Raw genomic sequence first — 25,173 nt, 5'->3', positions numbered from 1 at the left:
TACACATATCCACCAAGGCGCTTTAATAGTTCCTATTACGTAAATGAATGGGCTATAAAGTTGACACCACAAACGCAGTTAGTATTTAATTCTTAATCAGCGCAGCGGTATCCAAGATTAGCCCAACCGTTCCATCACCCAAGACAGCACCTCCAGAAATGTGGTCCATCTCGGCAACCATATTGATTGATTTGCCTACCAATTGCTGCTGACCTACAACCTCATCTACCAACAAAGCATACTTTTTATTCGCATTCCTTATCGCCAGCAATGTGCCTTCTGTAAGATCTTCTTTCCCGTCATCAATATTAAAATGGTCATGCAATCGAATAACAGGTACCGTTTCTCCCCTGATGGAAACTTTCTCTGATTTCCCCATCACGGTAAACAGATCATCGCGCTGAGCTCGGAATGCCCGATCAATATTCAATATCGGTACAATAAACCGTTGCGTGCCAACCCGTACAAGCATGCCATCGGTAATAGCCAACGTAAAGGGAAGCTCAATAATAATCTTCGTTCCTTTTCCTTCCACCGATTCGATATCCACCTTCCCTTTCAGATCTTCAATCGATTTTCGAACCACATCCATACCTACTCCACGGCCCGACAAATCCGTCACTTCATCCGTAGAAGAAAAGCCCGGCAAAAATATGAGATGGTGAATCTCATTGTCTGTCAGGTTCTCATCAGGATCAACAAGCCCTTTTGAAATAGCTTTCTCTAATACCTTCTCCTTGTTAATTCCGCGTCCGTCATCTTCGATTTCAATGACAACCTTGCCACCTTCCTGCGAAGCACGAAGCCATACATGAGCCTGCTCAGATTTTCCTGCTTCCAAACGCTCTTCCGGCGTTTCTATTCCGTGATCGATGGCATTCCGAACCATGTGTACCAGTGGCTCATTAATAACATCCACCATATTTCGATCGATCTCGGTATCTTCTCCATAAGTAGAAAGCTTTACCTTCTTTCCTGCTTTGCGAGACAAATCCCGAACCAAGCGATTCATTTTGTGAAATGTCCCTTTCAGCGGTACCATCCGCAGAGCCAGACTCGTATCCTGCAGCTCCCGTAAAATTTTACTTGTATGGCTTATCTTCTTTTGTAGATCCGAGTGATCAGGAATGCTTTCATCCTGTGCTACTACCGAATGGGCAATAACCAATTCGCCCACCATATCGATAAGCTGATCTAACCGACTTACATTAACTCGTACCGATGATTCAGTTTGGTTATCATCAGAACCGGAATCACCTTGGGCTTCCCCATTGGTTTTTGCAGTACCATTCTGTGCTGGTGCTGCCATACTCTCCTCCGGATCCTCATACTGTATTCCCCCGGCTTCTTCCAACGCCTTTTCCGGGGCAATCTGTTCGTCCGCCACGCGATGCAACACTTTAGTCAACCGATCAAAATTGAGCGGCTTGGGTAGATGATCGCCTCCATCCGCCACCTCTACCACATCCAACATACTGTATATGATATCGATCGATTCCAGAGAAATATCAGCGCATGCCACATCAAAATCGATCTCTCCGTCGCGCACCATACTTAGCACTGTTTCGAGGTGGTGCGTAAAATCCGAAATTGGATCTAACCCCATAAAAGCCGACGTCCCCTTAATCGTATGGAACGCTCTAAATACCTTGTTTACCAACTCATCGTTGTTCGGATTCTCTTCCAAATCTAACAAAGCGCCTTCAGCCATTTCCAACAGCTCGGAACACTCAGTAATAAACTCCCCGATCATAGCCGCATCAATATCTTCGGGAATATAAAACTCTTCTGATGTTATGGATTCGGACTGATCCTCTTCCGACTCTGAGCTTGCCCCCTTATCGACCTCCTCTGTCTTAACCTCTTCCTGCTCAACTTCTTCGTTTTCTTCGGCTTCAATCGCCTTTTCAGTAATCGCAGAAACAGTTGACAGCCAGTCAGAATGATCTTCAATGCCCTCTTCTGAAATCTTTTCGAGCTTCTGCTTTGCTCCTTTAACAATCTCGGCTACATCAGAACGTGCGCCATCAATAACAGCATTTATGATGCCATAAAGACTCTTTATTTCTTCAGGAGCAACATTTTCTTCATCTAACTCCATTATAAAGGAAGCGAGATCATTCAACGATTTAGAATCGTCCATATCCTCTTCTTCCTCATTAAGCTCAATGAGTTCATCTGCTGATTCTTTTTCACCAGACAACGCATCCGCCAGATCATCATAAGCCTTTTCGAATACTTCGACCTCGATATCGCCATCATTAACCAAATATTCCCGAATCGTGTTAATGGCCTGCATGGTAGCCGTTTTAACACTCATGAAATAGGCATCCTCCTCAAAAAGATATTTCAACCCCTTCCAGGACATATCAATAAGTCGCTGCAACTGTCCCGGGTCGTCTTCGAACGTAGAGATAAACTCTTCGAACTGTGCTCCGGCTACCGCTACATTGTCACGATCAGCCGGCCATACATCTGCCAGTGCCCGTAATATTTTCTCAAGATCCTCTATGCGTTGCTCTTTTTTACCACTCATCGCACTACTATTTAATTAGATTCGCTTAAAACCATTGTTAAAAGAAATTCCGCATTCTCACTGGCGAACTTCATCTTCTTTGTTGGAGGCTTATTCGGCATAAAAAGGGTAAGATCACTCCCTCGTGTAGCCGTAGGCAACGAAGACTGCCCTCTAAATCCCACCTTCTCAACATTTGCCGCTACATCACCAGCCAAAATATTTGATATCTCTCCGACCAGGTCCCCCATATCGTCACTCTCAAAAGGCAGCTCCATACCAATAAAAACCTTTGAAAAGAAAAGAGCCGTATCTTTTGGAATAGCCAACATCAATGAGATAGTGTGATCAGAATTAAATACCGTCACATTTCCGATAATCCCATTAAGCGGCCCATCGCCGTTCCCTTCCTCTACATACTCCAACTCTTCACCTAAAATCGATTCAAACGTATTAAAAACCGACTCTTTGACCTGCCCAACAAGTTCGGCGGGTATTTGATCCAATTCTTCTATTTGTGCTAATTCCATTTTTATCTAATTATGAGTTCAGAATGCCTTTGAAAAAACTTTTATCCTCGTCGTCATCTCCATCACTTCCACCGGCGATATTTCCATCATCATCAAAATAATCACTAATGGCTTTATGCATCTTGTCGGCAGTAAATGGCTTGGTGATATATTCATTAGCTCCTCCTTCATTCAGCGCTTTATCAACCTTACCCATCGACTTTTCGGCCGTTACCATAATAATGGGGATATGATCGTGCCCTTGCTCACGGACTGCCTGCGAAAATTCTACGCCTGTCATATTCGGCATATTCCAATCCACAAACATAATTTCAATTTCTTCTTCATTAAATTTTTCGAGAGCATCTTCCCCATCTTTGGCTTCCACATAATCAAAATCAGCCAACATCAAATTATTTAAGGCACGTTTAACGGCACTCCTCATAATTTTCGAATCATCAACTACCAGTGCTTTTATTGTACTCATTACAAACTCCAGTATCCTTTTTAGATAAATGTTTACTTGGTCTTGTTCTCGGCTTTTCTTTTGGTACCACCATGCGGCCGAGCCCAATATTCCTAAGTTATTCAATTTCAGTTATCGTCAGAGGACGGCATCTCTTAAGTTTTTACTTGAAGAAAAACTCTTAGAATATCCCTTTCAATTTTAGGATTGACGGGATAGGTGATAACCCTTGATATCGTTTGATACTGGGAGAACCCGGCAAGTTATTATTTAAAGTTTTATATTTTTATTAGACTATCTACACTTGCGGGTATATCTTAAGGAAAAGCACCCCATCACCGATAACTGAATAAAATAAGTTTAACTTCCAGGCTACATCCTGAATAGAATCCAGCATGTTACCACGTTCATCGCAGACAAATCGTACGTCGACGATTCCCGCGGCTGGAAGTATACACCCTCTGCAAGAATACCTGGCTGATGTTAAATCTCAATCAGGGAAAGAATTTCCGGATATTGACGAAGACGATGCCGAAGGCAATGGAGAGCAGCATTCATCTTCCCAAGTCACTACTTCTGCCGAAAATAATGGGGAGGTTGATTTCAACGAACTGGTGACAAATAAGGATTTTAGCGAACTGTTTCGCCAGTTCTTTGTGGTGGGACATAAAGAACTGGTTATCCTGAAATCGAAAATATTCTCAAATCGAGATATGGATCCCGACTCCCTGCTAAAACCATCTGATGTTAATGCCCATAAAATTCAGGCATTACGTAAACAGCTATACAAACTACAAATGACTTTGTTCAAAAATCCGAAAGGCCGACAATACGACACTGCCCGCTAAAACAAATTAGCTGGCTTTTCGACTTTTATTTGAAGGCATACCATCTGATTGAACGACCGAATCATTATCTTCCCTCCTCATATCATCAAAAACACTGTGAAGGTCCTCAATAATATCACCGACTTCGCCAATCCCTTCTTCTACCTTGCTTCGGTAACGCTCAAGTGATTCGCTATTGGTATCCTGCTCCAAAAGCATTTTCATGAGTTCCAGGTACCCAGAAATGGCGCTGATGGGGGACATAGCCTTATGCATTTTCTTACATACCATTTCCTGAACTTCTGCAATATCTGCCGTACTTTGAGAGTCCGCTTTTGTAGCATTTATATCAACAATAGAAACACCATTGCCAACTTTCTTCTGCAACGTTCTCTCAAGTTTTGATTGCAATGAGGTATCACTATCCTCATCATTAGGATTACTATCCTGTTCCATAAGCCAACGTTTTCTTTTTTCTTACATATTCCTCAAAACCCCGAAGCATTCTTTTTTAAGAATGCCGTCTCTGCCTCAAATCTATTAAAAATAATTAATATTAAAAAAAATTAATTTATGGTTGACTATCTTTTGGACAGGCTTTTTATTGGTATTTCATCGTAAGGAAAAAAGCCATCGACATATTTTCTCGGGTACAACATACATCTGTTAAAGGTATGAGTCTCCCTTTCCCGTTTTACAAAAATGACTAAGGACTAACGGGAAGGGTTATACTATTATAAGGGCTTTATGATACATCTACTTCTCATAAATATTTCGGAAGAGCATGCTACTTCAATTATAGAAATGCTGGAAACTAACAATACCGAAGTTGATTATTTAATACTGGATGATGAAACGGAGCTTAACCAAGAATTAATCGATGCCACCTACTGGGATGCCATTATTCTTTCGGAATCCCCCTCCCAAAACTTTTCCTTGTTAACGTCGGTAGCTGATCAGTTTAATGACACCCCTATTATCTTTTTCACTAAGGATTATTCCGACCAGCTGTTTACCGATGTAATGAAACACGGGGCAAAGGATTGCATTTCTGATTCAGAATACTACCGGCTGCCTCCTATTTTGCAAAGAGAATTATCAGCAAACAGATTTAGTGACACCCCTCAAAAACTGACGGAGTCTCCAGAAATATTATCTGAAATTGTAGACTTGAGTACCAATGATGTCTTTTTATTTGATACCCAGGATTTTACATGCTGCTATGCTAACCAAACAGCTATTTCGAACCTTCGGTACTCGAAAAGTGAGCTCATGAGCATGACAGCCCTCGATATCTATTCAGAATATGAGGGCGACTCTTTTTCAATGCTCATCTATCCAATGCTGCAAAACCGGCACGACGAAATTGCTATCTGTACAAATATTTCTCGCAAAATGGGCGCAGTCTACCCAGCCGAAGTTCGTTTCAAAAAGATAAATCATGAAGGCAAAACTCATATCCTGGCTATAAATAAAGATATCAGTGATACCTGGTACAAAGTCCGCAAATTAAAGCGGCAACGCTCATTAACAAATAACTACATCACCAAGCATAAGCAAAAAGAAGAGCTACTCGCTAATGCTGCCCATGATATGCGTACCAGCCTGCAATCTATCATCCTTTCAAACAAACTGCTTTTTGATAAGCAACCCGGTGATTTCAAACAGGGGTTCGGCAAATTTCAAAAAGCGATTCACTTTTCCGGCAAACACTTGCTGAACTATATTAACGAATTCTTTGATCCAAGCCCCACCACTGGGAAAAATAATACGACAAACCTCACCGCTGACTCTCTGGATCTGAAATCGTTTACCCAAAAATTATTCTTGGTATTTAAACCCATTGCTCAGCGAAATGATATAACATTTCATTTCAAAAATGCTGAACTCGACCATCAGCATATATCTACCAATCAAACATACGTTAAACGCATTCTAAAAAACCTACTCTCAAATGCGTTTAAGTTTACCAACGAGGGCAGTGTTACCTTTGAAATATTTTCCCTACCGGCCAGCACGTTGGAAAACACGCAAATAGATACCGATCAAGCCATTGCATTCAAAATTCAGGATACGGGCATTGGTATTCCAAAAAATCAACTGAAGTCTGTTTTTGAACGTCATAAACGCACCAAAAACACCAAGCAAGGATCAGGACTTGGACTCCATATTTGTCAAGAGTTGAGCAAATCTCTGGGTGGCGAAATTGATGTAAAAAGTAACGTAGAGGAAGGCTCAACCTTTATCCTGTATCTTCCAGTCCAAAAGACTGAATCACCAGCCATCTCTCACAAAAAAAATGGGCACACAAGCCAGAAAAAAGCCATCCAAAATCAGGATAAAACTATACTGATTATTGATGATAGTGAAGTACACAATTTGGCCATAAAAGAGTATTTAAATTATACCTTCGAAAAATGTATAACTGTTGACACCCTTCCCAAAGCACGGGATGTGCTTGATAATACTGAGATTGATTGCATCGTCTCTGACTATACGATATACGGTGACAGCTGCCTGGGCTTTCTTCAAGAAATTCGGAATAACCAGCGTTTTTCCGGCATTCCCACAATTGTTTATACCGGCAAAAAGTTAACAGATACCGAACGAGAATCGATTTTAAGCTATGCCGATACCATCGTCAAAAAGAGTGCCGGCAGTTACGACACATTAACACATACGATTATCTCCTTTTTCCGTAAAAACAATCAGTCCGCATCCTCCCTTGTCAAATAACCCTTCTCCTCTCTCCATCTAATATCTCTATTGCCAGTCCATTTTAGGTATTGCTGATTTAAGATTATCCTGTCACCCACGATAAGTTCCATAGGAGTAGAAACTATATTTCAATAAACTATCGGGGTCTATAATGATATATACGAGAAAATTAAAAACTGCCGTATGCCTATTAGCGGCGCTATTTTGTGTTAGCACAGGGGCATTTGCTCAGCAGTCAACAGATTTTGAACAGCAAGTCGAAAACCTTCAAGAACATTTAAAGAACGATTACTTTTCTTTTGGAATTTTGCTTCAAGGACAGGCAGACTTCCACGCGGAAAGAAATGCCGGGAATGGTTTTCATGCTTCTAAAGGACGATTTAAGATGGGCGGTACTTTTGATGGCAAGTTCGGCTATAAGCTTCAAGCCACTATGCTTAAAAGTCCATCCGTATTAGATGCTAATGCCTATTACAAGCCATCTTCACAGGTGGAGCTGAAAGCGGGATTATTTAAGTCTCCCTTTTCGCATGAATATTTAACAGGAGCCGGCTCAGTACTTTTTGCAGGTCGATCTACTGTTGTTAACCAACTTGGCCCCAAACGCCAGTTAGGGTTGCAGCTCGATACCTATACTTCGGAAAAAACATTCCGGTTTACCGGCGGTGTTTTTAACGGCAATGGGTACAATGGTAACAGTAATGATGACAATAAATTCCTCTATATCGGTCGGGTCGAAAGCTATCTGGGCAATGGCGACAACCAAACAAAACTTGGCGTAAGTGTTGCTAACGAGACCAAAGATGTACCGGGCAGTGGAAACCTTTCAACCGGTTATGTGGGGCAACAAACCCTCTTAACTACCTACGCCAGTACCACCCAGGGTAAATTATTGCTGGACGGAGAGTTTATTAACGCTTGGAGAAACCCGGATATAGGACCTGACAGTAATCCATACGGCTATTATGTTACGGCTGGATATTTCGTTACAGACAGCAGTCGTCTTTTGGCTCGATGGGATGCTTTTGAAGGAGATAATTTAGCACAAGATACCGAGCAGATTCTTGTTGGTTTCAACCACAGTCCCAACCAATTTACCAAACTGAAACTTACGTATTCATTCCCAACCAATGATGGTTTTGAACAATCAAACTTCTTTGCCATCCTTCAGGTAGGATTTTAATCCATAGTCAATTAGCTTAGCTGATGCCCATTTTCTGGGACAGCAAATTCACAATGACTTTGCTTTTCGCTCCCATTCGCAGGGCATCAGTTAATGCTAATAACTCATAAAGCTGCTCATCTTCTTTACACGCCTCCGGCACCGTATGATATAAAGGGTCTATAGAAATCCCTTTGGTATTATACCCTTTCGCCGGCCAGATATACGGATCCTCAACCACAAACTCTTCACTTAATACCGAAGCCGAAAATGCCGTTGGCATTCCACGCACCAATCGCCCTTCGAGTGCTGGAAAAACATGCTTTACCCCATACACTAAAAACTCCAGCAAATTCTCTTTTTGTACCGACCGCTTATCATCTTTAATAAGTCCCCCAATCACCGATCGATTAACCGATTCACTTACCTCCGAATTACTGATATTTAACTGCGCCGCCACATCTTTCAGATACCAATCCTCATCCCCCAACGAAATAATCTTTAACAGAATTACGATATCCTGCGGACGCATTCCTTTATGCTCTTTCATACCGTAAAATAACTATTGCCATTACTGTGATTAACTGATGCAGTTATCATATTACAAAAAAAGCATTTTTACCAATGGGAATCTCTTACCCATAATGGTGCTTTAATGCCCCCTTTTCGCTCCCGGCTTACCTACTTCTGACCCATTCCTGTCCTTTCCCTAACAACCAGGGAAAGGAACTCTAAGGCTGGTGCTTCTCTGCCGACCCATTCTTGGGTTTTCGCAACTTCTACCCCACACCTAATCTTTCCTTTATTCTGACCCTCTCCTGTCCTCTCCCTAATAGTTAGGGAGAGGAACTCTTTGATAACTTTCCTAACCCAATCAACGAGTCTTTCTCCCTGCTTAGTAGGGAGAAAACAAAAGAGGGTCAACTTGTAGGGGAAGAATAAGATGGGGTCAACACCGAGTCTCTTTCCCTGCCCCGGAGGGAAAAAACAAGCTTGCACTACCAAGTTTTCTTAATTTTCCAAGCTTTAGCGCATAAGATAACACAGTAGTAATAAAGTCACCCAACAATTGAACTTCAATGCCCCATATCAATATCTTACCCAATAAATGTCATTAAAAAGATATCGCATGATCAGGGCAACGCTTCGTTTTTATGGGGATTTAAATGACGTGCTGTTTAGCACGTTCTCCGGCCCGGCGGTACACCGAAACCTGCCCGGCCCCACCTCCGCCAAAGACCTTATTGAAGGATGCGGCGTGCCCCACACCGAAGTGGATCTGATCTTGGCCAACAATCACCCCGTAGATTTCTCCTATCTGGTTCACGAAGATCAGCAGCTTAGCATCTATCCCTTCTTTAATCATATTCAAATCCCCACAAATGAGCGACTCCAACAGCCAACCCTGTCCCACAACCGTTTTTTAGCCGATACCAACCTGGGCAAGCTGGCCCGCTACCTCCGGATGGCCGGCTTCGATACCGCTTACAGTAAAGGGCAATCAGACCGGGAAATCATCGGCCAAATGCTGGAAGAAAAACGTGCCCTGCTAAGCCGCGACCGAAAACTGCTGATGCACAAAATAATCAACCACGGCTACCTCCCGCGATCGGACGATCCTGTTCAACAATTACAAGAAGTAGTCCGCAGATATAATCTTTCTAATAGCGTTACCCCTTTTTCCCGCTGTCCCAATTGTAATACAAAGCTACAGCGCGTATCCAAAGAAGAAATCATAGATCACCTTGAACCACTCACAAAGCAACATTTTGATACATTTTCGCAGTGTGCAAATTGCAAAAAGATCTATTGGGCGGGTTCTCACCGTCACCGGCTGGATAAACGGATAAAAGAGCTTTTGGGGATTAAGGAGTAGTGTCTTCTGACCCACCGCTACGTCGCTAAAACTATGAAGCGTCGGCGACCTTGTTTCCGCCCTAACGTTTTAGAGAGGCAGACTCTTTTATTACAATTTCCATTTTTATATACCCTCTATTCTGACCCTCTCCTGTCCTCTCCCTAATGATTAGGGAAAGGGACTCCTTTCATAAATTTTAATCCTTGATCAACGAGTCTTTCTCCCTGCTTAGTAGGTAGGGAGAAACCAAAACAGGGTCAACTTTTAGGGGAAGAACAAACGCATGCTACAAGATTTTAACGCAGTAGTAAATGGGCAAAACTGGGTCCCCTTAATTGGTAGAAGAAATCAAAGCTGTTCTGCGAAACATTCGTATAGTAGAAAAGAGGGTCAACCCTAAGCGGATTCGCCATTTACCCGTTGGATAAGCTTATCAATCTTTTTCTGCATTCTCTTGCACATAGCACCAGTCGATCTATTTTTCTGGACCAAGCTTGACAATTGATCAAGATGCCCCTGCGCCGTTTCCACCTCTTTTATTAACTCCTTAAAAGTATTCGTGAAAGACCCCGTTTTATCATTAAGCCGAGCCACTTCAATTTTACCACTGGTATGAATCAACCGCAGGGCTACCAAAAACCGATCTATATTTTCAAGATCCTTGGTAAGATTATTTAAATATTCCGGCAATTGTCCCAAATGCTCGGCCACTGTATCAAGGCGTGGCACAAACGCATCATACAATATATCAAGTACTTCGTCGGACGATATCTCCATATTCTTATCCTTATACCGTCCCTCATCAATCTCCTTTAAAAACTCAATCGTCATCTCCACCTGAAGTTTCGACGACACAATATTGAAATTCAATTTCCCAATGAGATCACTCAGGTTATGAATATTACCTTTCATTGTGATCAGTTTTTCCTCTCCATCCTTTGACTGATCGCCAATACTTTCGGCAATAACGGAGAGAGCAACATCGTCCTGATCCAGTTTTGCCGACCCCACCTGGGCATTCAGCGACATAAACAGAATTGATCGCGCCAGCTTTAAGATATAATTGGAATGCTCGACCAATCCCTCATGAATCTGCTTCAATTTTTTCAGGGAAATTACCAGATCGCGCAAAATTGGTTCCAACTTTAGTAAAGACGGGGGAATATTATCTGCATCTCCATCATTAATCTGCTCAATAGAAGATCCCACCGTGTTCTCCCGATGATGCATCTCAACCTGCAAAGCATTCCACATAAATTCCTCATAGTTCTCAAACCCCTCCTCACGCAACAGGTCCATGAGATACTCCTGCGACGCCTCCATAGCCTTCCTTTTGCCAACTTCGGACTCTTTCTTCTTTTCGAAGGCAAGCGTCTTTGCGTAATAGCTTTTAATCTTTTCAAAAAATGGTCCGCCAGGCTTTAACCGGATGGACAGATATCCCCCTTCACAGGGAAATGCCAACGCCATTACCCAATAATAAGAGCCATCTTTGGCCAGGTTTTTAACATAAGCTGCCACAGGCTTATCGGCTTTCAGATAGTCCCAAAAAATCTTAAAAACCGCCCGGGGCATATCAGGGTGACGTATAAGCTTATGCAGCTGACCGATAATTTCATCGTTGTTATACTTGCTGACCCGAACAAAAACCTCATTTGCAAAGGTTATATTGGATTTAGGATCCGTTACCGAAAAGAAGAGTTCATCATATCGGAACGGACTTTTTTGATTTGTGGGGGTAGGGTAGGTAAAATCTTTAATCTTTTTCTTAGTAGCCATGCGTCATCTGTCATTCAAATCTCACTCCTATGCTCCCCTATTATCGTAATATGGCTATTTTTCTTAAGCCTATTTTGAATAAAAAAAGGAACCCACTACATCAATATGGAGATCATTAAATATCAGCAACAGGTTCTGGCCCTGGCCATTCCCTGTTTTTTGACCCTCTCCTGTCCTCTCCCTAATGGTTAGGGAGAGGGACTCCTTTCATAGATTCAAATTCCTGATCAACGAGTCTCTTCCCCTGCTTTGGAGGGGAAGAATAAGATGGGGTCAAAAATTAAAGAACTGATGTGTACTTCGTTATTCTAACCCACTCTTGACCTCTGCCTAAAATTAGGGAGAGGGACTCTTTGATAACTTTCCTAACCCAATCAACGAATCTTTCTCCCTGCATAGTAGGGAGAAAACAAAAGAGGGTCAGCCAAGTAAAGAAATAGGGTTAATTTATTTCTCTTGATTTATTAGCTTGGGAAAAATCATCAAGAGCATATAGTTATGAACAATTCTAATAAATCCATCACCGAGCTTGCCCGGGAACTTCGCAACAATCCCACCCGGGCCGAACGCACTCTCTGGAAACACTTACGGAAACGCCGCCTTAACGGATACCGCTTTCTTCGACAGAACCCAATTATTTATGATCAACGTAATTACCGCAAAGATTTCTTCATCGCTGATTTTTATTGCGCCGAAAAGCAATTGGTTGTAGAAGTTGACGGAGCGTATCACAAATACCAGCAGCAATATGACCGCAACCGCGATAAGGTAATTTCGGCATTGGGAATAGAAGTTCTACGTATTCAAAACCAAGAGCTGCAAAATATTGATCTTGTGAAGGAGAAAATAATCCAGCGGTTAGAGGAACTTTGATCTGGCTGTTTTCCGGCTACTTCGAACCCTCTCCTGTCCTCTCCCTAATGGTTAGGGAGAGGGACTCCTTTCATAGATTCAAATTCCTGATCAACGAGTCTCTTCCCCTGCTTTGGAGGGGAAGAATAAGATGGGGTTAACACACCCGCCCCGGACTCTTAAACACCTGCTCGTGATTCCAGACAATGTAATCCACGCTCGGCTCATATACGGCCCGCACCGGTTTACTGATCTGATCACCATGAAATCGCCCCAGCCACAGGTCAAAACCGTCGGTACCCACCACCTTTTCTGATACGAGGAACTGCCGGTCTTCGTCAAGGGTGAAGGCGCCCAGGTCGAACAGTTTATGATGGAGGGTGCAAAGGGCAATCCCGTTATTCACTTCATCCGGTCCGCCGGCACTGTGCCATTTGATATGTGCGGCCTCGATACAGAGCGTTTTCGCTCCCATCCGCACGTCGAAATCACAGACCGCGCAGCGATACTGGTAGGCCTGCAGTACATTGTGCCTGAACTGCGGATCGCGCTCCTTTCGGCTGACCACCTGCTCGCCGAGTGTTAGTCCGGTTTCATGGATAATATCTTCGTGAATGGTATCGGGAAAATGGGCATCAAGCAGTTGCGAACAGATCTTGTTAACTGCGGACGGATGCTCTTTCAGAAACTCATACACCTCCGGCTTGAATCCGGCCCGGATATCTTTATTCCGTAAATCAGTTTTCCTCACATCTCCGCTGGCATTAACCAATAACTCATCTTCCCGCTCTACTTCCCAGATATCATCTTTGCGTAACCTCCAAAATGGATACTGCGTACCCGAAGAATTACGCGGCGTGCCGAATTCTGTAAGCAATTCTTCGAGCTTGGGATCGACCTCTTTATACGGCAACAGTCGCTTATCCTCATTCTGCAAATATCCAATCGCTAACAGCACCAGTAAGGGCTTGTGGGGCGCCCGGCGGTCACCGCTTTTCCAGACGGTGAGCGATTGAAAATGATTTAGGATTTCTTGCTCGGTCATTACGAATTTGTCTTTTCATCATATCAGGTGCATATATACAAAGTGGGTCGCAAAGATCAAATGTTAAACACCCTGAATTTCTGAACTAATAAAGGTATAATACCTGTGGTATGAATCAATGATTCTTTAAACGGTTAATTATAAAATGGATCTGGACAAGCAAGTACGGTTGGCGGCTTTTAACTGGCTAACAGACCAAGTGGAAAAGCACGGGGACGTATTAAATCGGGATAAATTAGCTAAGGGGTTCCAATTCAAAGACACAAGAATACCATTAGTTTCACCACAGGGAATTTTTAAACCCAAGCAGCTGGATCTACCGCTCACCATAACCACCTCTCCCAAAGGCCCTTATAAAGACAGTTTTGACGAAGATGACTTCCTGCTTTATAAATATCGTGGTACCGACCCCATGCACCGCGATAATGTGGGCTTGCGAAAATGTATGCAGGAAGAAATTCCACTCATTTACTTTCATGGCGTTGTGCCCAGTAAATACTTAGCCGTATGGCCTGTATATATAATTGGCGACAACCCCGATGCACTGACCTTTAAAGTAGCGGCCGACGACCAGTATGAAATTGAATACGAAGAAAACGAGCTCAACGAAGAGAATAAATACCGACGGGCTTACATTACCTCAACCGTAAAAAGACGACTCCACCAGCGTGGATTCAGAGAGCGGGTTATGGCGGCCTACCAATCGCAGTGTGCCTTTTGCCAGTTAAAACATGAAGAGCTTTTGGATGCCGCTCATATTATCGGCGACAAAGAAGAGGAAGGGATTCCTTCGGTTAACAATGGTTTGGCCTTATGCAAGATTCATCACGCCGCTTTTGACCAACACATCATCGGCATTTCGCCAGATTACCAAATAAAAGTGAAAGAAGATGTACTACGTGAAAACGATGGGCCCATGCTGAAACACGGTATTCAGGAACTGCAAGACCAGAAATTAATATTGCCCAAATCTAAGAAAGCTTGGCCGAAGCAGGAGTTTTTGGATGTGAGGTATCAAGAGTTTAAGCAAATTTAATTAGAAAACATGGAGGGTAGCCTCCTAAAACCAAACTAATAAAAACGGTGAATTATAATGCTATAAACAAGCCCTGAATCATGCTATTTTTGGTAAAAGGGGTAAAGGTTTAAACAATATTTGACGGTGAAACTGTATTGCAATCCAGTCCTGGGCACAATTAGCGATAAGATATTGCCGTAAGATGTCAAGAAACAGCAACTTAACCCTCACATTTTTTTTATTGGCACAAACAATTATTAATTGCCAACCTAATCTATACACTTTACATTTCCATTCGTTGTTATTTACACCCACTAAGCAAAGACAGAGAACTTATATCAAGTAAGAACCAATTCTACAGGAACATACGAATGGGTTAAATATAACTTGAGGCTTTTCGGAAGAGTTTAACTAATTACTATTTATGAAAATACTTACGGGCGAAGTTGATGGAAACCAATGGGAAGAATTAGTTCACAAAATTCTTAAAATAAAATTTTCAGATTATACAGAGGTACCAGCCAAGTATGATGGTGATTTAGGTATTGAAGGGTTCACTCGAAGTGGTGTTGCTTTTCAATGTTATTGTCCAGATGGACACCCAACATCAGATGAACTTTATGAGAGACAGAGAAATAAAATAACTCAAGACATTAAAAAGCTCATACGTAATGAAGACGATATTTTAAATCTTATCAGGCCATCCAAAATACATACTTGGAGATTTGTAACTCCTAAGTATGAAAGCAAAGACCTAATTAAACACTGTCGAAACAAGGAAGAACTTGTAAGAGAATGCAATTGTAAACATGTTGAAGTTGATAATTTCAACATTGAACTAAGAATTGAAAATAATTATACAATTGAAATTCAAAAACTTCATAAGGTCAATTCCTTAACTTTCGATCCGAAGATTCCTGATGTTGATCAAGATGAAATTGAGCAATGGAAAAAGTCTAGAAACCAATTTTATTCTAATTTAGAGAATAAGCTTTCAAAGGTTATTCAGGATAGAAAAAAGAAAACAGATTATATACATAACAATATAGAAGCCTTGATTAAGGGCGAGGCTTTATTAGATGATTTAAACAGAAACCTACCAGACTTTCACGAAGAACTAACAAAGCTGATAAATTCTTGGGAACAAGAAGTCCAAATGAAATCAAACCTTGGACAAGATTCTCCAAAAAAATTCATTATCGAAACGTCAAATGATTTTAGGAAGGAGTTAGTTCAAGAATTTGAAGGACAAATATCTAACGCCGTAGCTCGTCACATATCAATGAGAACAGTTTCTTATTGGCTATGCCAATGTCCTCTTAACTTCTAAATTAAAGAACTTATGATTGAAGATTTAATACCAATTGATACAATTGGAGATATTAAGCTAAATCGAAGTAATATCTCAATTCCTTCTAGTTTAAGATACTTCAAAAAATTAGGATTTATTTTATTGGTACTTAAAAAATGCTCTTATGCAAAAAAAGCATCTGTGCTTAAACTACAATTCTTTAATTGGGCATTTGCCTCAACTGAAAATCTGGCAAAGTTTCACAAAATAGTAAGTTCTAGCACCGTTGTTTCTGAGGATTCAATTCACCTCGATCCAGCTATTAACAGAACAATAGAATTTGCGATATCTGAAAAATTTTTATCAATAGATAACAATGGCAAAATAGAACTTACGGAAAATGGAATCGAACTCGCTGATAAAATTATTGATAGTGAAAATATTCTTAATACAGAATTAGAAAGACTTGAAAATATTGGTCGAAGAGTCTCAGAAAAACAACTCAAAGTAATTTTTGAAAAAATAACGGGATAGAAAATATGCAACGTCTTAATCTACACAGATTAAAAGTTACTATTCACACTAATGAGGAGAAGTTTGGCACTGATATTGAGTTCGGTTCAGGTTTAAACATTATTAGAGCTGAAAATACCTCTGGAAAAAGCTCATGCCTAAATTGCATATTGTATGCACTTGGTTTTGAAATTATTATCCAAGGTAAAAAAGGGAGTTTAAACTTAGTTCCTGCCTTAAAAGAAGCTATTAAAATAGATGACAATACCCGCAGAAATGTTTTAGAATCTTTTGTTGAATTAGAAATCAGCAACCATCAAGGAGAAAAAATCACAATAAAAAGATTTATAAAAAGTGAAAATGATAATCGTCTAGTACTAGTTGACAAAGGTTTCAGATTATCGAATAATCAAAATCATTTAGAAAGAGTAGAATTCTATTTACATGATCCTGGAGCTGCTACTAATCCTAAAGGGTTTCACAAATTTCTAGAAAACTTTTTCGACTGGGAGCTACCCAAAGTTCCCCGATACGATGATAGGAGCACAAAACTTTATATGGAGTGCTTGATGCCCTTGCACTTCGTAGAACAAAAAAGAGGTTGGGCTGCTATCCAAGCTACTACCCCCACAATTTTTGGAATACGCGATCCTAAGAAACAAGCTACTGAATATTTACTCGGTTTAGATGCCTCAAAAAACTATAAGCTAAAACAGGAAATAACCTACGAGAAAAATCGCATCTCAAATAAATGGAAGAGTACAATTGACGAGTTAAAATCCATTGCCTCATATATTGATTGTATGGTAAAGAAAATCCCTACCAAACCAACGGTTAATATTGAAGAATCGCCTATTTTGCTAATTGAACAAGGTGATGATTGGATTAATTTAAATCAACACATCATTAATACTAGAGAAATAATTGAACAGAAAAAAGAAGAGTTAGAGCCAAAGATTGAAGATGCCGATCAGGAAAAAGAAAAACTCTCCAAAAAGATTGATGAACTTGAGGACAAACTTTTCCTTCTTGAAATTTCATATCAGAAAAATCGAGAAGAATATATTTCAGAGAAAAAGGAGAAAGAAAAACTACATAAGCGTTTGAGTACAATTGAAGAAGAAATTAAAAACAATCAAGATGCCCACAAGATCCAAAAATATGCATCTGATTTAAATAGTACAGTAGCGAAAGAGACTTGCCCGACCTGCCTTCAAAAAATTTCTTCCAGCTTGTTAGATCCACAAGCTACTGAGACAAGAAGTCCTATGTCGATCAAGGACAACATCGAATATTTAAAACAACAAAGATCAGCTATAAAGGTACTGATTTCCCAATCTGAAAATGCACTTCAAGCCAAAGAAGTCTCTGTTAAAAACAAAAAAGACAAAATAAATGGTTTGCGAACTGAAATTAGGAATTTAAAAAGTGAAATATTACAGGATGGTAGAATTCCTAGTGAAGCTGAACTTCGAAAACTAATTGAACTAAAAAATGATTTAAGCCTGTATGAAAAAACTAGATCAAACTTTTTAGAAAAATTTAAAGATCTTGAAAAACTTACTGCTCAATGGTCAAAGATATTATCTAGAGAGGCTGAACTCCCTTCTGACCTTTTGTCTCAAACTGATCATAAAAAGTTGACCTCTTTGAAAAATACTACTAAGTCTCTATTAAAAAGGTTTGGTTTTAAAAGTACTAATCTAGACGAAGTAAGCATCTCTTTAGAAAACTACCGCCCAACAGCAGAAGGTATTGAATTAGCATTTGATACCTCAGCCAGTGATGGAATTAGGTTAATCTGGTCTTATATGCTTGCAATCCAAAGTATCTCGAATGAGTTTGCTCAAAAACACTTAGGAATTTCATTTTTTGATGAACCCCGACAACAGGAAGTTGACCATGAAGACTATTATCAATTTTTTAAGTTTTGTTCAAATTTAGAAGAGGATAAAAACCAAACAATTATTACAACAAGTGAGGACAAAGAGCCTGTATTTGAAATGACAAAAGGCTTAGATTCTACAATAATTAACTTTGACTCTCAATTTATTTTCCAACCAAATTTTGAGAAATAATAAGTTACAAGAAACAGTGAATTATGGGACTATAAACAAGCCCTTAATCGTTCTATATTTAGTAAAAGAGTTAAAAGTTTAAACGATTACCGACGGTAAAAACTGTATTGTAATCCATTCCAAGGCAATAAAAAACTACAACTTGTCATCCCGATTCACCGCACCAAATACTCACCATAGCATCCGCTCATTACACCTCTCCAAAATGGCACCAATGCACATTTTTGCTATATTGGATGGACAATATGCCATCATACCGGATCCCGATAATTCTCCGGAATAAAATACGCTCGTTGGAATCTTAGCAGTCAGGCCCTATGAATGTATCTCGCTTACGAACCCTTTTTGTCAAACCCATTTTATTCCTGCTGGAATACCTGTTTAAACTGGCTGCCGGTGTGATCGCCCTGATTGTCCTGGGAGCCGGAGGATCTTTCTTCAGCAAGCTCGCTACAGGCTTTGGCTCAATGGGGAACGTCCTGCATCAAATTGCAGGATGGCCCGACCGGCTTACCTATATCAGCACCGTCATTCAGGATTATAACACGCTTACCGCTGCGACCTTTAACGAACGTTACGGCGGAGATGCGATAACCCGAGTGATGGAATTACTGAACGAAGGAGTGGCCTATGGTGAGGCCGTATATCAAAATATCACCCGTCAGCCTTTGGCAACTATCATGGCTACCCTGCTTGTTTTTCTTCTCTTTTATATCACCGGACGTGCCTGCCGATTTTACCGCCAAAAAGGACAGGGTTCTTATCTCACCAAAAAAGAACGCGAGCTCGGCAAGCGAGTCTTTGACCAGCCGGAGGTTGGAAAAGACAATTACTAAATAATGAGTTGTAAAGTGGTGTCCCCATGGTTTTATCTGCATCTAAGAATTGTATAGCTTGATGGTTTTTAAATGCCGTACCCCTTGGACTCTGTGCCAACCCAAAAATAATCCTCACCATCTGGTAGATCAAAAACAGGCAGGTCAGCATCACCGGATGGCAAAGGTTAAGTATTTCCTTTAAAACCTATGCCGAAGCCTGTTTTTTGCCGGCATTATAATAGCAATGTCATTATCATATTAAGAGGAGTATCACCGTCATAGTAAGGGGAGTGTCATTGGCCTTATAATGATAGTGTCACTGTCATAGTAAGGGGAATATCACTGCCCTTATAAGGAGAGTTTTTCATCTCTGGTAATAATGGGGCGGCGACGCCCTCCCGTGGAGGGAATTGGGGAACTGGTATTTGGTTTCACATTAAGGTTCACCAACCCATCTCAACGCACCATTAAGGTGTCAATACAACCCATACATCAAAAAATATAATTTTTAATGTATGTGGCCCATAAAACCCTTATGTTGAGGGCAGAAACCGACCCATACCTCAAATAACAACTATTTTAATGCCTCAACAACCCCTTTATCGCACGAATCCCGACCGCAATACCCCCTGGAACGACCTGCCGCCGCTGCCCATTGATGAAGAACTGTATAAAAACATTGAAATCTATGAGCAGCTGGGCCGAGCGAAGGAGGCGATGGGACTTCTGGCGGGGCGCAGCGTGGCCATCCCCAATCAAGCGCTCTTGATCAACAGTATTACTTTGCAGGAGGCCAAGGATTCGAGCGCCATCGAAAACGTGTTTACCACTACCGATGATCTCTACCAGGCATTCAGCGACAGCCGGTTCGATGATAATGTATCATCCCCCACCAAAGAAGTGCTTCGTTATCGGGAGGCCATCTGGGAGGGGCACCAGTATCTAAAAGAGCACGGTTCCTTCGACCTGGATTATTTTGTGAACCTGTACCAGGAGATCAAAGAAGCCAGCGATGGCATTCGTCCGCCTTTTGCCTCAACCTATATTCGTCAGGCGGGCAGCGGCCCCAATGCCGGCGAACGAGTATACACGCCGCCCAAGGGTAAGGAGATACTGCGAGAGAAGCTGGAGAACCTGACGCAGTTTTTGAATAATGATTCCATCCCGCCCAACGAACCGCTGTTAAAGATGGCTATTGCCCACTTTCAGTTTGAGGCCATCCACCCCTTTCGCGATGGCAACGGTCGTGTGGGACGCATCCTGAATATTCATTACCTCACAAAGGCGGGACTTTTGGAGCTGCCCATTCTTTACCTTAGTCGTTATGTCATCGATCACAAGCAGGAGTATTACGATACGCTGGCAGGGGTATCACAGCGCGGGGATTGGGAGGCCTGGATATTGTATATGCTTCAGGCGGTGGAATCTACGGCACGGCTGACCTACCGCAAGGTCAATGATATCCTGGAGGCCAAAGAAGCTATTTTAGAGGCCGTGGAACAGGAGCAGAATTTTCAGCGTCCGGCCCAGCTTATTGACGCCATCTTCACCCAGCCATTTACGAAGGTAAGTCACCTCACCGATGCCGGGCTGTATGCAGAAAATACGGCCCGCAGCTATCTAAACACCTTGGATGAGATGGGCGTGCTGGAAAAACGGGAGATCAAGGGACGTCACTATTATCGCAATCGTGAGCTGGAGCAGATCCTTACATTTTAAGGTCCGCCCGGATTACGAGCACCAGGGTTAAGGTCAAACCAGACCCCATACCTTACTTTTACCACTTTTTGAGGTTGGTATCATCCTCTTACCTATACTCGGTCTCATTATTTTCTGCCCCACCGCTACGTCGCTAAAGCTATGAAGCGGCGGGACCTTATTCCCTCCCTAACGTTTTAGAGAGGCAGATTCTTTTATTACAATTTCCATTTTTATATACCCTCTATTCTGACCCTCTCCTGTCCTCTCCCTAATGGTTAGGGAGAGGATTCAAATTCCTGATCAACGAGTTTTTCTCCCTGCTTCGTAGGGAGAAAACAAAAGAGGGTCAACTTTTAGGGGAAGAATAAAACCTGCCCCGACCCATCGGGGATGGGGTCAACACCGAGTATCTCCCGCTATCCCGAAGGGAAGATCAAAATAACGAAGAAAAAGTATCTATATGCGATAAGGTTTTACGGTTTATTCTTCAGGGGGGGCCGGGGCGAATCGGCCCGAAAAATCAGCTTCGCACAATGACTCATGTTGAATGAGCTATCCCTTTTTGTACAATTTAAATACTACAATATCTACGATTCCCCCGGTACTTTTTTGATTCGTTTTTTGATAACAAAAAATGAATAGCACGATCAACGCATACCCCTCTTTCATCCCAAAAAACAAGATTGTACCACGAATTTATCTTGATCTCCGAAGCTTTAGCGCAGGAGATAACATAGCATTGATGGGGGCAAAAAAGGGAAATCCAACCATTATTGTTGGTTAATCTAAGTTGCCCCAATAGTAATAAAAGGTAATTTCTTGACCTGCTTCGTTCGGTTATTCTACCTTCCCCCGGAACAGCCCCACCAATCCCCCAATGGTCGCTGCCGCACCCCCTATGAGCATCCAAATGGCCTGACTGGAACCCGATCCGCCCATCGCCTGGTCAATTTCTGAGCCCAGTGATTGGTATTCGTCGTATCCGAAATAAATCAATAAAATTCCACCTACAAGTAGCACTGCATATATAACTTTCTTCATGATGTCTGGTATTTTGTTAATGGCATACTGAACGCTACCAAAATTCCCGATAAATTAAAAATTACATATAGCCAATTATTCTTATTTCTATCCCACATCAATTAGAAAGTCCTGCTTAAAACCGTACCTTTCGACAGCGTTTTCATATTTAATTTCCATCTGATTCCCTACCACCTTATGCGTAACGATGATGTCATCCAAAGTATCCGCCACATGCTGGATATTAACGATAGTGAGATAGCACATATCCTGAAACTTCGCGGATACAATCCCAAACGTGGAGAAGTAGCTTCGATTTTCAAATTCCAACATCTGCCCGAAGGGGAAAAGGGGGAAGACACCAGTCATGTACTTATGGCCCACTTTTTAGATGGGCTCATCTATTACAAACGTGGCAGGAGTAAAGAGCATCCGCCGCGCCCCATTAAAACGCCGGTTACGAATAATATAGTACTCAAGAAACTGCGGGTCGCCTTTAAATTACGCGAGAAAGATATGCATGATACCCTGGAACGAGGCGGATTTTCGATCTCCAAACATGAGATGAGTGCGCTGTTCCGCCGCGAGGGACACGAAAATTACCGCGAATGCGGCGACCAGATTCTGCGCTACTTTTTAAAGGGATTGACGGAGCGAGTAAGGAGTTGATTCATAAACTCAATTTTAATTGGGATTTTTTGCTGGGGATCCGGGACGAATCGCGGGAAACCATCTATAAAAGCAATTGACGTTGCAGACGAAAACTTTTCCTACGATTATATAAAGAACAACATCTACGATTCCCCAGCACTTTTTTCGTCCATTTTTTGGTGACCAAAAAAAAGGACATTGTATCATCTATGATAAGTTACTATCCCCTCCCTGATCAGAGCCCAAAAAGTAAAATTCAAACGCTAACGAATTAGCGTTAATTCAATCTCCCTAAATCCCTCTTCTCCAAGAGGGACTTTTAAAAGCCTCTCAAATGGATGATTAAGCTATTTTTTTGACATACAGAGTTCCTCCTTGCCTGTCCCGAGTAATTCGGGGGAGAAGGAGGACAGGAGGATTGATAAAAATTAATTTATAGCACCTAAATATTCAGATATCATCCGTATTTCGTGACCAGAAAGTTAATAGACCTGCAACAGTATTTTAATAGAATTTCCGCTATTAACTCCCCACACATTATCCTTATATTAACCGTTTAAACTAAGCGGATATTCTATCCATCCTACATTTACAATCCCGAATAAAAAAATCCTGTTACAGTGAGTGATCAAAAAGTCATTTTTTCAATGGAGGGCGTAAGCAAGGTTTACAAGCCCAACAACTATGTGCTAAAAGATATTTACCTCTCCTTTTTTCACGGTGCTAAAATCGGCGTGCTCGGTAACAATGGATCCGGTAAAAGTACCCTGTTAAATATTATTGCCGGTAATGATGACGAGTACCAGGGCAAAATTTCGCGCAACAAAGGCATCACTTTTGGGATGCTTCCCCAAGAGCCCAAACTCAATCCCGATAAAACCGTCAAAGAGATTGTCGAAGAAGGCGTGCAGGAGCAGATCGATCTGCTGAATGAATATGAGGAGATCAACGCTGCTTTCGGCGAAGCTGATGCCGACTTTGAGAAGCTCATCGAAAAGCAGGAAAAACTACAGGAGAAGATTGAACATCTCGGTGCCTGGGATCTGGATAGCAAACTGGATCAGGCGATGGATGCCCTGCGCACCCCTCCCGGCGATACGTCGGTGGAGGTACTTTCAGGTGGGGAGGCGCGCCGCGTAGCGCTGTGCCGACTGCTGCTCCAAAAGCCGGATGTTCTTCTGCTCGACGAACCCACTAATCACCTCGATGCTGAATCGGTGGCCTGGCTCGAACAGCACTTGGATCGCTATGAAGGTACGGTGATCGCTGTAACACACGACCGCTATTTTCTTGATAATGTGGCGGGATGGATTCTGGAGCTCGACCGTGGAGAAGGCATCCCCTTTGAGGGTAACTACAGCTCTTGGCTGGACCAAAAGAAAAAACGATTGGAACAGGAAGAAAAACAAGAGTCCAAACGGCAAAAGACCTTGCAGAAAGAGCTGGAATGGATTCAACAGAATCCCAAAGGGCGACGGTCTAAGAGTAAAGCACGCATTAATAAATACAATGAACTCCTTTCTGAAGAGCGTAAGAAACAGCGCGAGGAAATGGAGATCTTTATTCCTGAAGGCCCACGCTTGGGGGACAAAGTAATTGAAGCAAACGATGTGTCCAAGGGCTATGAGGATCGGCTGCTTATTGAGGAGATGAATTTCAGCCTGCCCCCGGGCGGCATCGTAGGCGTTATTGGTCCCAATGGAGCAGGAAAATCTACGCTCTTTAAAATGATTACCGGTGAAGAAGAGCCCGACAGTGGTACCATTGAAACTGGTGAAAGTGTTGAGCTTGGATACGTAAATCAGAAACGACCGCTGGATCCCGAAAAGACCATTTGGGAGGAAATTTCGGGCGGCAAAGACACCGTTAAGCTGGGCAACCGTGAGATGAATTCACGTGCTTATACGGCTCGGTTTAACTTCAGTGGGAGCGATCAGCAGAAGCGATGCAGCGAAATTTCGGGTGGAGAACGAAACCGCGTCCACTTGGCTAAGATGCTCAAACAAGAATCGAATGTATTGCTCTTGGATGAGCCAACCAATGACCTGGATGTCCACACATTGCGAGCACTGGAAGAAGCATTGCTCGATTTTGCAGGCTGTGCAGTGGTTATTTCGCACGACCGCTGGTTCTTGGATCGTATTGCTACACACATGCTGGCATTTGAGGGCAACAGCCAAGTGTATTGGTTTGAGGGCAACTATTCAGAATACGAAGAGAATCGAGAAAAAAGGTTGGGTTCAAAATACCATCCTGAACGCGTACAGTACAAAAAGCTGATGCGTGATTAGTTAATAAGGAATTGGGAATGAGGAATTAAGAATTAATGGGTATAACCTATCCACCATTCTT

At 41.9% G+C, this 25,173-nt stretch carries 21 protein-coding genes; 13 read left to right on the top strand and 8 right to left on the bottom strand.

Features of this window, described 5'->3' with window-relative positions:
* Window positions 1-85: 85 nt before the first annotated feature.
* From AAFH98_RS06150 to AAFH98_RS06140, 3 genes are read right to left on the bottom strand one after another with little or no spacing between them, the layout of a single operon-like run.
* Window positions 86-2,536 carry a chemotaxis protein CheA gene (locus tag AAFH98_RS06150; protein ID WP_342521816.1) on the bottom strand — a complete coding sequence of 817 codons (2,451 nt, stop codon included), beginning with the start codon at window positions 2,534-2,536 and terminating at the stop codon, window positions 86-88.
* Window positions 2,537-2,547: 11 nt separating this feature from the next.
* Complete coding sequence (locus AAFH98_RS06145; RefSeq protein ID WP_342521815.1) at window positions 2,548-3,045, bottom strand: chemotaxis protein CheX; 498 nt, start codon at window positions 3,043-3,045, stop codon at window positions 2,548-2,550.
* Window positions 3,046-3,055: 10 nt separating this feature from the next.
* Window positions 3,056-3,511, bottom strand: coding sequence for a response regulator (locus tag AAFH98_RS06140; RefSeq protein WP_342521814.1), 456 nt, complete (start codon window positions 3,509-3,511; stop codon window positions 3,056-3,058).
* A 374-nt stretch (window positions 3,512-3,885) separates the two neighbouring features.
* Here AAFH98_RS06140 and AAFH98_RS06135 point away from each other — a divergent pair, with 374 nt between their 5' ends.
* Window positions 3,886-4,338, top strand: coding sequence for a hypothetical protein (locus AAFH98_RS06135; protein WP_342521813.1), 453 nt, complete (start codon window positions 3,886-3,888; stop codon window positions 4,336-4,338).
* A gap of 6 nt (window positions 4,339-4,344) precedes the next feature.
* On the opposite strand, the gene AAFH98_RS06130 is transcribed toward AAFH98_RS06135, so the two are convergent.
* Window positions 4,345-4,773, bottom strand: coding sequence for a hypothetical protein (locus AAFH98_RS06130; protein ID WP_342521812.1), 429 nt, complete (start codon window positions 4,771-4,773; stop codon window positions 4,345-4,347).
* Between the two features lie 291 nt (window positions 4,774-5,064).
* On the opposite strand from AAFH98_RS06130, the gene AAFH98_RS06125 reads away from it, so the two are divergent.
* Complete coding sequence (locus AAFH98_RS06125; RefSeq protein ID WP_342521811.1) at window positions 5,065-7,053, top strand: ATP-binding protein; 1,989 nt, start codon at window positions 5,065-5,067, stop codon at window positions 7,051-7,053.
* Between the two features lie 133 nt (window positions 7,054-7,186).
* On the top strand, window positions 7,187-8,218 hold the full coding sequence (locus AAFH98_RS06120; RefSeq protein ID WP_342521810.1) for a porin: 1,032 nt from the start codon (window positions 7,187-7,189) through the stop codon (window positions 8,216-8,218).
* 16 nt (window positions 8,219-8,234) lie between these two features.
* Here the strand turns inward: AAFH98_RS06120 and AAFH98_RS06115 are convergent, their stop codons facing one another.
* Window positions 8,235-8,747 carry a hypothetical protein gene (locus tag AAFH98_RS06115; protein ID WP_342521809.1) on the bottom strand — a complete coding sequence of 171 codons (513 nt, stop codon included), beginning with the start codon at window positions 8,745-8,747 and terminating at the stop codon, window positions 8,235-8,237.
* A gap of 558 nt (window positions 8,748-9,305) precedes the next feature.
* Between AAFH98_RS06115 and AAFH98_RS06110 the strand changes: the two genes are divergently transcribed.
* A complete protein-coding gene (locus AAFH98_RS06110) occupies window positions 9,306-10,073 on the top strand; it encodes a Mut7-C RNAse domain-containing protein (protein WP_342521808.1) in 768 nt (255 codons plus the stop codon).
* A 378-nt stretch (window positions 10,074-10,451) separates the two neighbouring features.
* Here the strand turns inward: AAFH98_RS06110 and AAFH98_RS06105 are convergent, their stop codons facing one another.
* Window positions 10,452-11,834, bottom strand: a complete 1,383-nt coding sequence (locus AAFH98_RS06105) for a PAS domain-containing protein (RefSeq protein ID WP_342521807.1) — start codon at window positions 11,832-11,834, stop codon at window positions 10,452-10,454.
* 498 nt (window positions 11,835-12,332) lie between these two features.
* On the opposite strand from AAFH98_RS06105, the gene AAFH98_RS06100 reads away from it, so the two are divergent.
* Window positions 12,333-12,707 carry an endonuclease domain-containing protein gene (locus tag AAFH98_RS06100; RefSeq protein WP_342521806.1) on the top strand — a complete coding sequence of 125 codons (375 nt, stop codon included), beginning with the start codon at window positions 12,333-12,335 and terminating at the stop codon, window positions 12,705-12,707.
* 136 nt (window positions 12,708-12,843) lie between these two features.
* On the opposite strand, the gene AAFH98_RS06095 is transcribed toward AAFH98_RS06100, so the two are convergent.
* Window positions 12,844-13,731 carry a phosphorothioated DNA-binding restriction endonuclease gene (locus tag AAFH98_RS06095; RefSeq protein ID WP_342521805.1) on the bottom strand — a complete coding sequence of 296 codons (888 nt, stop codon included), beginning with the start codon at window positions 13,729-13,731 and terminating at the stop codon, window positions 12,844-12,846.
* 145 nt (window positions 13,732-13,876) lie between these two features.
* Here AAFH98_RS06095 and AAFH98_RS06090 point away from each other — a divergent pair, with 145 nt between their 5' ends.
* The 6 genes from AAFH98_RS06090 (at window position 13,877) to AAFH98_RS06065 (ending at window position 21,168) form a co-directional block, all read left to right on the top strand.
* Window positions 13,877-14,767 (top strand): HNH endonuclease, encoded by an 891-nt coding sequence (locus tag AAFH98_RS06090; RefSeq protein ID WP_342521804.1) that lies wholly within the window; start codon window positions 13,877-13,879, stop codon window positions 14,765-14,767.
* A 406-nt stretch (window positions 14,768-15,173) separates the two neighbouring features.
* Window positions 15,174-16,079, top strand: a complete 906-nt coding sequence (locus AAFH98_RS06085; protein WP_342521803.1) for a hypothetical protein — start codon at window positions 15,174-15,176, stop codon at window positions 16,077-16,079.
* Window positions 16,080-16,091: 12 nt separating this feature from the next.
* Window positions 16,092-16,574 carry a hypothetical protein gene (locus AAFH98_RS06080; protein WP_342521802.1) on the top strand — a complete coding sequence of 161 codons (483 nt, stop codon included), beginning with the start codon at window positions 16,092-16,094 and terminating at the stop codon, window positions 16,572-16,574.
* A gap of 5 nt (window positions 16,575-16,579) precedes the next feature.
* Window positions 16,580-18,631, top strand: coding sequence for an AAA family ATPase (locus tag AAFH98_RS06075; protein WP_342521801.1), 2,052 nt, complete (start codon window positions 16,580-16,582; stop codon window positions 18,629-18,631).
* 317 nt (window positions 18,632-18,948) lie between these two features.
* Complete coding sequence (locus AAFH98_RS06070; protein WP_342521800.1) at window positions 18,949-19,467, top strand: hypothetical protein; 519 nt, start codon at window positions 18,949-18,951, stop codon at window positions 19,465-19,467.
* A gap of 564 nt (window positions 19,468-20,031) precedes the next feature.
* On the top strand, window positions 20,032-21,168 hold the full coding sequence (locus AAFH98_RS06065) for a Fic family protein (RefSeq protein ID WP_342521799.1): 1,137 nt from the start codon (window positions 20,032-20,034) through the stop codon (window positions 21,166-21,168).
* Window positions 21,169-21,987: 819 nt separating this feature from the next.
* Here the strand turns inward: AAFH98_RS06065 and AAFH98_RS06060 are convergent.
* Window positions 21,988-22,191 (bottom strand): DUF3185 family protein, encoded by a 204-nt coding sequence (locus AAFH98_RS06060; protein ID WP_342521798.1) that lies wholly within the window; start codon window positions 22,189-22,191, stop codon window positions 21,988-21,990.
* 177 nt (window positions 22,192-22,368) lie between these two features.
* Between AAFH98_RS06060 and AAFH98_RS06055 the strand changes: the two genes are divergently transcribed.
* Entirely contained in the window at window positions 22,369-22,839 is a 471-nt protein-coding gene (locus AAFH98_RS06055; RefSeq protein ID WP_342521797.1) for a YehS family protein, read from the top strand.
* A 602-nt stretch (window positions 22,840-23,441) separates the two neighbouring features.
* Window positions 23,442-25,112: an energy-dependent translational throttle protein EttA gene (ettA, locus tag AAFH98_RS06050; RefSeq protein ID WP_342521796.1), complete on the top strand. Its 1,671-nt coding sequence runs from the start codon at window positions 23,442-23,444 to the stop codon at window positions 25,110-25,112.
* The last annotated feature ends 61 nt before the right edge of the window (window positions 25,113-25,173 follow it).

It is taken from the genome of Fodinibius sp. Rm-B-1B1-1 (genome assembly GCF_038594945.1).
In the GTDB taxonomy this organism is placed as follows: domain Bacteria; phylum Bacteroidota; class Rhodothermia; order Balneolales; family Balneolaceae; genus Fodinibius; species Fodinibius alkaliphilus.
The sequence above is the reverse complement of the archived record's forward strand: the minus strand, read 5'-3'. Positions and strand labels throughout refer to the sequence as shown.

Bases quoted from the DNA above. Each gene is read 5' to 3' on its own strand.
- AAFH98_RS06130 (WP_342521812.1), bottom strand. From the start codon at position 4,773: ATGGAACAGGATAGTAATCCTAATGATGAGGATAGTGATACCTCATTG.
- AAFH98_RS06090 (WP_342521804.1), top strand. From the start codon at position 13,877: ATGGATCTGGACAAGCAAGTACGGTTGGCGGCTTTTAACTGGCTAACA.
- AAFH98_RS06085 (WP_342521803.1), top strand. From the start codon at position 15,174: ATGAAAATACTTACGGGCGAAGTTGATGGAAACCAATGGGAAGAATTA.
- AAFH98_RS06110 (WP_342521808.1), top strand. From the start codon at position 9,306: ATGTCATTAAAAAGATATCGCATGATCAGGGCAACGCTTCGTTTTTAT.
- AAFH98_RS06125 (WP_342521811.1), top strand. From the start codon at position 5,065: ATGATACATCTACTTCTCATAAATATTTCGGAAGAGCATGCTACTTCA.
- AAFH98_RS06145 (WP_342521815.1), bottom strand. From the start codon at position 3,045: ATGGAATTAGCACAAATAGAAGAATTGGATCAAATACCCGCCGAACTT.
- AAFH98_RS06065 (WP_342521799.1), top strand. From the start codon at position 20,032: ATGCCTCAACAACCCCTTTATCGCACGAATCCCGACCGCAATACCCCC.
- AAFH98_RS06105 (WP_342521807.1), bottom strand. From the start codon at position 11,834: ATGGCTACTAAGAAAAAGATTAAAGATTTTACCTACCCTACCCCCACA.
- AAFH98_RS06080 (WP_342521802.1), top strand. From the start codon at position 16,092: ATGATTGAAGATTTAATACCAATTGATACAATTGGAGATATTAAGCTA.
- AAFH98_RS06115 (WP_342521809.1), bottom strand. From the start codon at position 8,747: ATGAAAGAGCATAAAGGAATGCGTCCGCAGGATATCGTAATTCTGTTA.
- AAFH98_RS06075 (WP_342521801.1), top strand. From the start codon at position 16,580: ATGCAACGTCTTAATCTACACAGATTAAAAGTTACTATTCACACTAAT.
- AAFH98_RS06140 (WP_342521814.1), bottom strand. From the start codon at position 3,511: ATGAGTACAATAAAAGCACTGGTAGTTGATGATTCGAAAATTATGAGG.
- AAFH98_RS06070 (WP_342521800.1), top strand. From the start codon at position 18,949: ATGAATGTATCTCGCTTACGAACCCTTTTTGTCAAACCCATTTTATTC.
- AAFH98_RS06095 (WP_342521805.1), bottom strand. From the start codon at position 13,731: ATGACCGAGCAAGAAATCCTAAATCATTTTCAATCGCTCACCGTCTGG.
- AAFH98_RS06120 (WP_342521810.1), top strand. From the start codon at position 7,187: ATGATATATACGAGAAAATTAAAAACTGCCGTATGCCTATTAGCGGCG.
- AAFH98_RS06100 (WP_342521806.1), top strand. From the start codon at position 12,333: ATGAACAATTCTAATAAATCCATCACCGAGCTTGCCCGGGAACTTCGC.
- AAFH98_RS06150 (WP_342521816.1), bottom strand. From the start codon at position 2,536: ATGAGTGGTAAAAAAGAGCAACGCATAGAGGATCTTGAGAAAATATTA.
- AAFH98_RS06055 (WP_342521797.1), top strand. From the start codon at position 22,369: ATGCGTAACGATGATGTCATCCAAAGTATCCGCCACATGCTGGATATT.
- AAFH98_RS06060 (WP_342521798.1), bottom strand. From the start codon at position 22,191: ATGAAGAAAGTTATATATGCAGTGCTACTTGTAGGTGGAATTTTATTG.
- AAFH98_RS06135 (WP_342521813.1), top strand. From the start codon at position 3,886: ATGTTACCACGTTCATCGCAGACAAATCGTACGTCGACGATTCCCGCG.